This is a genomic window from Sulfurivirga sp. (assembly GCF_015490265.1).
In the GTDB taxonomy this organism is placed as follows: Bacteria; Pseudomonadota; Gammaproteobacteria; order Thiomicrospirales; family Thiomicrospiraceae; genus Sulfurivirga.
Genome location: NZ_WFYD01000077.1, coordinates 1 through 7,984, shown reverse-complemented (window position 1 = coordinate 7,984; position 7,984 = coordinate 1). Strand labels below are relative to the sequence as shown.

Sequence of the window (7,984 nt, the reverse complement as noted above, 5' to 3'; positions counted from 1 at the left end):
GATCATACTGGCGCAGGGGTAGGCAGGCGTTCAGGCGGGAGAAGGGGAGCTTATGCACATTCCACACCAGCAGGCTGAAGTGCTGCGGCAACGGGCGTTGGGGGGCGGGCGGGCTGATAGGCGTCAGGGTGGGGCGCAGCATGTCAGAGGATGGGCGTGATAATGCGGGTCAGGTTTTCTTTGAGCTGGACAGCGGGTCCCGCCGGTGGGGTGAAAGATTCGGTGTCAGGCAGCAGCGTTTCCAGCTGTTGGCGCAGGTGCGTCACCGCTTCTGGCGTGTAGAGCAAACTGACCAACTCGTAGTTGATCAGCAGGGAGCGGTAGTCCAGGTTGGCCGATCCGATCACGGCCAGCGCCTCATCCACGATCACCGCCTTGGCGTGCAGCATGGTGGGCGTGTAGAGGCAGATGTCGGCACCGGCCTCATACAACTCGCGCATATAGGGCGCACGGCCCAGGTCAAAAATCAGGTGATCGGTCACACGGGGCGTGAGCAGGCGCACCGCGACACCTCGCTTGCAGGCCAGTAGCACGGCTTCCAGAACCGGTTCGTCCGGGATGAAGTAGGGCGTGACGATCAGAATCTGCCGCTGTGCCTGAGCGATGGCGCTGAGGAGCACTTCTCGAATGGTGTCAGCGGCCATATCTGGCCCGGAAGGCACAGCTTGAGCCAGCAGATCGCCCTGATGTGTCCAGTTTCCCTTCAGCTCAAGGCTTTCGCCGGTGGTGTAATGCCAGTCCTGGGCGAAAGTGTGGGCGTAGGTCTGCACCATGGGCCCCTGGGCGCGGAAGGTCATATCCACCCAGCTGCCCGGTTGATCCGGGTTCAGGTATTCAGATGCCAGATTGATGCCGCCGGAGAGCAAGACCGTCTGGTCGAACAGGTAGATTTTGCGGTGGTTGCGCAGGTTGATGCGGCTTTTGAACAGGCTGCTGGGCGGTTGAAAAAAGGCCACCTGCCCGCCCGCCGCCCGTAAAGCGTGGAACAGCCCGGGGCGCAGATAGGCGTTCAGGCTGCCGAAAGCATCGATCAGCAGGCGCACCTCCACGCCTGAGCGGGCTTTTTCCGTCAACCGTTGCAACAGCGCGCGGCCGGTGTCGTCCGGCTCAAAGATGTAGCTTTCCAGCCAGATGCTGCGTTCGGCGGCGTCAATGGCCTCAAAGAACCAATCCCTTGCTGTGGTGGGTGAGAGGCTGACGGCCACGTGTTGACCTGGTTGGGCCGGCGGCACGCCATCGGCGTCCAACAGGCGTATCAGTTGCCGACTCAGTGGCGTGGGCGCTTGTGGCATCGGGTGTTGTGGAAACATCAGCGGCGGTTTGTCGCGACGGGCGAAGACCTTGCGCGAGCCGAACAGCAGATACAGCAACGGACCCACAAGCGGCAGCAACAGCACCACCAGCAGCCAGATGATCAGACTTTGCGTCGGGCGGCGTTGGTAGAGCAGATGCCCTAGCACCAGCACCGCCAGCAGGATGTCCAAGTAATAAATGTTCATTGTGTGTCTTGAAAAACGGCCGTGGGTCGCAATTTAACAGGAGGAGGCTTTGACAACAACAGGATTTAAGGAGGTTTGTTATGAGTCATATCATGGGTGTGAGCCAGTTTGAGCACTTTTTCCGTCAGGCAGCATCACTGGATGTGGATAAATCCGATCTGAAGCGCATGTCTGATTTTCTGAACAAGAAAATCCACGATTTGCTGCTGATGGCCCAGGCTAAATCAAAAGCCAACGAGGCGCCGGTGATCCGCTATATCGACCTGCCGCTGACAAAGGGGTTGCAGGAGTCCATGCACCAGTTCCACAAACTGGATGTGGCGCTAGAGGTAGAGCCGATCCTGCAGCAGCTGGAGAAGCTGCCGCCGATGGACTTGGAATATGAAGACGAGCTGGTGCAGAAGCTGCCCGACATTCTCGGTGGCATGACCTACGCGCTGGCACGCACTTTCAAGATCGTGGATCCCAGCCTGAAGAACCCTCAGACCAAGGATTGGGACAAGGTCGAAGCGATTTTTGACCTGCTGGTCTGAACCGGTTTCGGTTTTGAAAACAGCACGCCCGCATTTGCGGGCGTTTTTGTTTACAGCGGCTTAAAGCTCAGTTTGATGGCCACGCAGTGACTTGAGCAGCAGATGTGGGAACGTCCATGGGCCTTGGCCTGATAAACCCGCTCATCGGCCTCTTCAAGTAGGGTGTCCAGATCGGTGGCGGTCGGGCTGAGCGCCGCCACGCCGATGGACAGAGCGATGGGCAACTCGACCGTGTGATACTCAGGACGGTGTTGCTGGAGCTCGCGCGCAAAGGCTTCCAACTTTTTGCATGCCGTTTCCATGGTGGTTTCCGGCAGAATGACCACCAGCTCATCTCCGCCCAGCCGTCCGATCAGGTCACTGCGACGCTGAAAGGTGGCATTCAGACGCTCTACGATGGTGCGCAGCACCACATCACCGGCTTCGTGGCCATAGCGGTCGTTGACTTGTTTGAAAAAATCCAGATCCAGCAGCGCCACGGACAAGGGCGCTTGATTGCGCCGATGGAGCGCCACCAGCACACTGGCTTGCTCGTGCAGGCCTCGTCGGTTGAGCGCGCCGGTGAGTGGATCATGACTGGCCTGATGGTCCAGGCGGTCAATAGCTTGGCGCATGTCGTCCATGAGTTGCTGATACAGCCGTCCCAACCAGAAGCTCGTCAGCGCGCCGATCAGCATGAAAATCTCATAGGTGATGAGAAAGTCCCGGTCTATATCGCTGACGACCCGGGGTATGAGCAACGCCAGCACCGTAGCGATGACGCCCCATTCCGTCGAAATGATTAGAAAAGCGGCCATGACCGGAAAAAACGTGGCGAACAGAATTTGCTTCTGGTCCGGGTTGAAGTAGGCGATGAGCGCGATGGTGCCGATGTAGAGCACCAGGTTGACCGTCAGGATCGGCAAGGTCCATAGAGGTTTGATGCGAACGATGAAGGCACTGACGAACTGAATGATCATGGTGGCCATCAGCGTCAGGAAATGGCCTTGAGGCACGGAGAGCCATCCTATGGCGCCTGCCATGGCCATGCTGAATGACAGCGCGCCCGCCGCAACAAGCAGCCGACCGATATGGCGAGGGGACAGGAACGCATTTTCTCGGCTGTCGGGACGTAAACGCCGAAGTAGAGCGGATACTTTCATAATCGATCCATTCTAACACTCGCCATTGAACTTTGCCGGTGTGAAGCGCCATAATGCCGCCCATGAATCGTATTAACCGTCACACCATTCGCCGCCATTTCTCCCGGGCCGCGTCCGCCTATGATGAAGCGGCCGTGCTGCAGCGGGCCGTGGCGGCGCACTTGGATGAGCGACTTGATCTGGTGACCCTGCGCCCGGAACGGGTGCTGGATGTGGGCGCCGGCACAGGTATCCTCACCGAAAAAATGCTTTCCCGTTATCCGCGGGCGGAGGTCGTGGCGGTGGATCTATCCGAGCCCATGTTGCGTCACGCCCGTGGCAAGTTGGCGGGTCGGGCCGGCTGGTGGGCGCGGCTGCGAGGACACTGTCCCGCGCACCTGGTGGTGGCGGATGCCCATCAGCTGCCTTTCGGCGATGGCAGCTTCGATCTGATCGTCAGCAATCTGATGCTACAGTGGTGCGATGATCTGGATGCGGTGTTCACCGAGCTGCGTCGCCTGTTGCGTCCGGAAGGATTGCTGCTGTTCACCAGCTTCGGGCCGGACACCCTCAAGGAGTTGCGTGCTGCCTGGGCGCAGGTGGACGATCGCGAGCATGTGAACACTTTTATCGACATGCATGATGTGGGGGACGCGTTGATCCGGGCAGGGTTCGGTCAACCGGTGATGGATGTGGAACATTTCACCCTGACTTACGCCGAACCCATGGGCGTGCTCAAGGATCTCAAAGCCATTGGCGCCACCTACTCCGCTGTGGATGGCCGGGGGTTAACCGGCAAGGGGCGCCTCCAAGCCATGCTCAAAGCCTATGAGCGGTTTCGGCAGCCGGACGGGCGTGTGCCCGCCACCTATGAGGTGGTGCATGGTCACGCCTGGGCTGCGCCGGAGGTCTTTAAGGGTCCTGACCGCGCCCGGGATGGCGTGTATGAAATGACCCTTGAAGATTTTCAGCGTCAGGTGCGTAAGTCGTAAACCAGCAGCGCTGAGGGCACGCCGCTAGCGCGGTTGGGTTTGTCACCAACATGGATTCGTTCAAATCCCTGTTTTTCCCAGAAGCGCAACAGCCTCGGCTCGGCGGCGCAGCTGACGGAGAGGAAATCCACATCCGAGGTTTCTTTTAGGGTGTTGATTAGCGCTGTGCCGATGCCCTCATGTTGTCGCTGTGGATGCACGGCGATGCGGGTGATGCGCAGGCTGCGTCGCTTGAGCCAGGCATCATCGCCGGTGAGCTGGCGCAGCCGCTGGGCGGCCAGATGACCCCGCACATGGAGAGGGGGATCGCTCAGCCCGCCTTCTTCCAGCGTCCAGAGCACGCCGGCCACTGTGCGCTCGGTTCGTGCCAGCCAGAGCCGCTGGTCGGGTCGATCCAGCAGCTGCATCAGGTCCGAGGGGCGGGTCTGGTAGTGGGCGCGCTGCAATAGCGACCAGGCGGCCTGCAGCGTGTCTTCATCCTCACCGGGGTGCCAGGGCGAGATGTGTGTCGGTCCAGTGGGAGGGTGTGGCGTAGGGGATTGCAACAGGCAGACATTATCCAACCAGCGCTCCAATGGATCATTGGCGGCCCAGCGCCGGCTGTGAGTTAGGGTCAGTACTTCAAGCTGCCGCCCAGGGGGCAGGTGTGCCGTCAGTTTCAGGCGCAGCCCTTGTCCCGCCCCCTCATACCCTTCCAATGTGGTGGCCAGCGCCATGGGCACTGGCCATTGGAGCAACTTACGCAACACCGGTAGGGTCAACCGGGCCGCCTCATCCACTAAAAGGAGCTCACAGGGCGGTTTTTGTGCCAAAAAGGCATCTGGCGGCAGGATTTTCAGGGTGCGTGTTCGTCCGCCGGAAATCGGTTTGGAAAAAAACAGGGGGACCCCCGTATCCGGGACCTGCCAGCCCAGCTGGCGCAGGTGGCGTTGGAAGGTGTTCAGGGCACGAGTATGGTTGGTGACCAGCACGATGGTTGCGGCCGGGTGCTGGTCGGCCAGTCGGGCCAGCAGCGTGCTTTTACCGCGGCCCCGCCGTCCGGTGATCAGCCACAGAGTGTGCGCGTCCGGCATGGGCGGTGGTGGCAGAGGCGGTGGCGGATCGCTCCGGCGGGGCAACCGCCAGGGCTGCCCCATGACCATGCTGCCGGGCAGGGTCATCAGCCGCTTGATCCAGCGGCTATGGCGGGGCAGGGGTTGGCCGTGGCTGAGATAGCGCACCAACGCCCCGTTGGTGCAGTTCGGGCAGGCAGGCGGTAGCAGGATCAGTGCGATCCCCCCCGGTTTCAGAGTGCCCGCGAGCATCAGCAGCATATTAGCGTCCACACCGCTGTAGCCATCCACCACCAGCATGGGGTGTTCGCCGCCCAGGTAGTGCTGTGCCTGATTAGGACGCACCAGCATGACCTGCGGTGGCGGCGTCATCGGCGAGGGTGCGCCGCTGTCCAGCCACAGGGTATCAGGTGGAAGGCATCTGTTCAGTAGGTGCTGGGCCGCTTCTGGCTTGACGAGCCAGCGTACCGGCATGCGTATATCAGCGTCGGCTAATTCACTTTGCAGCTGCTGAATCCAGTCGCATAATGCTTGCATGGGGGTAAGCCTAACATGGAGGGTGTGATGATGCGGCGCATCCTGTTATCGCTGAGTCTGCTGGGATGGGTGCTGGCGGCGCAAGCGTTGGAAATCACCCTGTCGGATGAGACCACGGTCAATGTGGAGGTCGTTGAACCGGTGAAAGCGCCGGTGGCGAGGCTGTTGTGGCTGCCATCGGAGTATGGCCTGTTGCCACAGGAGCGTGCATTAGCCGAACAGCTGGCGCAAAGCGGTGTGGAAAGTTGGCTGCCGCAATTGTTTGAGGCTTACTTCCTTTCGCCCTCGCCCAGCGCGGTCAAGGCCATTCCGGATGAGGCGGTGCGCGTACTGTTGAGCCGGGCGCGCGCGGATGGCGTGCCGGTCTATGTGGTGGGGACGGATCGAGGCGCCATTCTGGCGCTCAAGGCCTGGCAGGGTGAGCAGCGCCGAGGGCCGATCCGCCATGCCGCCCTATTGCTGATCAACCCCAATTTATATGTGGCCACGCCTAAACCGGGAATGGAAGCGGTGTACTGGCCGGAGGCCAGCCGTTTGAACGCGCCGGTGTATGTGTTTCAGGCGGAGCTGTCCCCTTGGCGCTGGCGGTTGGATGGGTTGTTGGCACAGTTGATGCGCGGGGGTAGTGATGTGTTCATTCATGTGCTGCCCAAGGTGCGGGATCGCTTTTATTTCCGTCCGGATGCCACCGCTGTGGAGCGCGAGGCAGCCAAGCGTTTTCCGGCGCAGATCGCTCGGGCGATGGCGTTGTTGACACCCTGGATGGCGCAGCCTCGGTCGTTGCCGGCGGCTGAACCGGTCGCGCCGGTGGCGCCTGAGGCGCAGGCGGGCAAGACAGCCACGCTGACCCCCTACGATGGACCGCAGTATCCACCACTGGTTCTGAAGACATTAGATGGGCGGACGCTGGATATGCGGGATTTGAAGGGCAAGGTGGTGTTGGTGAATTTCTGGGCCAGCTGGTGTCCGCCTTGTGTGCATGAGATGCCTTCCATGGCAGCGTTGAAGCAGGCGTTGCAGGATCAACCGTTTGAAATCTTGGCGATCAACCTGGCGGAGGAGAAGCCGGCCATTGAGGACTTTTTGAAAAAACACCCGGTGAACTTCCCTGTGCTGCTGGATCCCACCGGCACGGCGGTCAAGCGCTGGCGGGTGTTCGCCTATCCGTCCAGCTATCTGTTGGACAAGCAGGGGCGCATCCGTTATGCGGCCTTCGGCGCATTGGATTGGAATGGGGCGGAAGCCCGGGCGGTGATCGACCGCTTATTGGCCGAGTGAGGCGGGTGCGGGGGCGCAATCGGCTTCCTGCCAGCAGATGACCTGATTGCGCCCGGATTGCTTGGCGGTGTAGAGCGCCTCATCGGCACGGTGGAACAGGGTTTCGAAAGGCTCGCCCGTCTGCCATTGGGACAAACCGGCGCTGAAGGTGACCGGAATGCGTACGCCACTTTTGAGCACGCAGTCGGATTGGTTGACGAGGTGTTGCAGTTTCTGAGCCGCGGCGCATCCAGCCTTTTGGTCAGTATGGGGCATGAGAATGGCGAACTCCTCACCGCCGAATCGAGCACAGAGGTCGGAAGGCCGGGTGTGGCTGCGGATCTGGTTGGCAAACCATTTGAGCACTTGGTCGCCGGCATGGTGTCCCCATTCATCGTTGAGTTTCTTGAAGTGGTCCAGGTCGATCAGCATAAAGGTGAGCGGGTAACCATAGCGTTTGGCCCGCTGCACCTCTTCGCGCCATTTTTCCATGAAGGCCCGCCGGTTCATCAGGCCTGTGAGCGGGTCAGTGCGTGACAGGGCCTCCAGCTCCAGGCGCACACGATGGGCGTGGGTGATGTCCTCCACCATCCACACGATGCCATGCACCTGGTCGTGTTGGACCAGCGTCTGACCGTGCAGGCGTACCCAGCGGTGACGGCCGGCGGGGGTGCGGATCTCCATCTCCCAGTCGTGCAGATGCATGGGCGTCTCTACCATACGCTCATAGAGCTGGGAAAATTCCTTACGTACCTGTTCATCCACAATCAAGCTGCGCAGGGGGATGCCCATCTCCTCAATCGTGGTTGGCGGCAGGTCAAGAATATTGGTCAGTGCTTCATTGGAGCGTAGTGTGCGTAAGTCCCGGTCTTGGACCAGCATGCCGATGGGCGAGGCGTTGAAGATCAGATTGAGCAGCTGGTTGTTTTCCTCCAGCGTTCTGACCAATGTGTGCTGACGGTGCTGCTCTTTAGTGTGGCGCTTGTGTAGATT

At 60.5% G+C, this 7,984-nt stretch carries 7 protein-coding genes; 3 read left to right on the top strand and 4 right to left on the bottom strand.

The genetic code is table 11. From position 1 onward, the window contains the following. Window positions 1-143: 143 nt before the first annotated feature. Window positions 144-1,499 carry a phosphatidylserine/phosphatidylglycerophosphate/cardiolipin synthase family protein gene (locus F8K16_RS05480; protein ID WP_294948036.1) on the bottom strand — a complete coding sequence of 452 codons (1,356 nt, stop codon included), beginning with the start codon at window positions 1,497-1,499 and terminating at the stop codon, window positions 144-146. A gap of 80 nt (window positions 1,500-1,579) precedes the next feature. Here F8K16_RS05480 and F8K16_RS05475 point away from each other — a divergent pair, with 80 nt between their 5' ends. Then, window positions 1,580-2,032: a DUF1931 family protein gene (locus tag F8K16_RS05475; protein WP_294948034.1), complete on the top strand. Its 453-nt coding sequence runs from the start codon at window positions 1,580-1,582 to the stop codon at window positions 2,030-2,032. A 50-nt stretch (window positions 2,033-2,082) separates the two neighbouring features. On the opposite strand, the gene F8K16_RS05470 is transcribed toward F8K16_RS05475, so the two are convergent. Next, window positions 2,083-3,027 carry a GGDEF domain-containing protein gene (locus tag F8K16_RS05470; protein WP_294948032.1) on the bottom strand — a complete coding sequence of 315 codons (945 nt, stop codon included), beginning with the start codon at window positions 3,025-3,027 and terminating at the stop codon, window positions 2,083-2,085. A 209-nt stretch (window positions 3,028-3,236) separates the two neighbouring features. Here F8K16_RS05470 and bioC point away from each other — a divergent pair, with 209 nt between their 5' ends. After that, a complete protein-coding gene (bioC, locus tag F8K16_RS05465) occupies window positions 3,237-4,145 on the top strand; it encodes a malonyl-ACP O-methyltransferase BioC (RefSeq protein WP_294948030.1) in 909 nt (302 codons plus the stop codon). Here bioC and F8K16_RS05460 read toward each other — a convergent pair. Beyond that, window positions 4,127-5,671, bottom strand: a complete 1,545-nt coding sequence (locus F8K16_RS05460) for a GNAT family N-acetyltransferase (protein ID WP_294948028.1) — start codon at window positions 5,669-5,671, stop codon at window positions 4,127-4,129. The two genes, bioC and F8K16_RS05460, sit on opposite strands and share 19 nt — an antisense overlap. A gap of 90 nt (window positions 5,672-5,761) precedes the next feature. Here F8K16_RS05460 and F8K16_RS05455 point away from each other — a divergent pair, with 90 nt between their 5' ends. Then, entirely contained in the window at window positions 5,762-7,012 is a 1,251-nt protein-coding gene (locus F8K16_RS05455; RefSeq protein WP_294948026.1) for a TlpA disulfide reductase family protein, read from the top strand. On the opposite strand, the gene F8K16_RS05450 is transcribed toward F8K16_RS05455, so the two are convergent. After that, on the bottom strand, window positions 6,998-7,984 hold a 987-nt coding region (locus F8K16_RS05450), incomplete at its 5' end, for a sensor domain-containing diguanylate cyclase (RefSeq protein WP_294948024.1). The genes F8K16_RS05455 and F8K16_RS05450 overlap by 15 nt on opposite strands.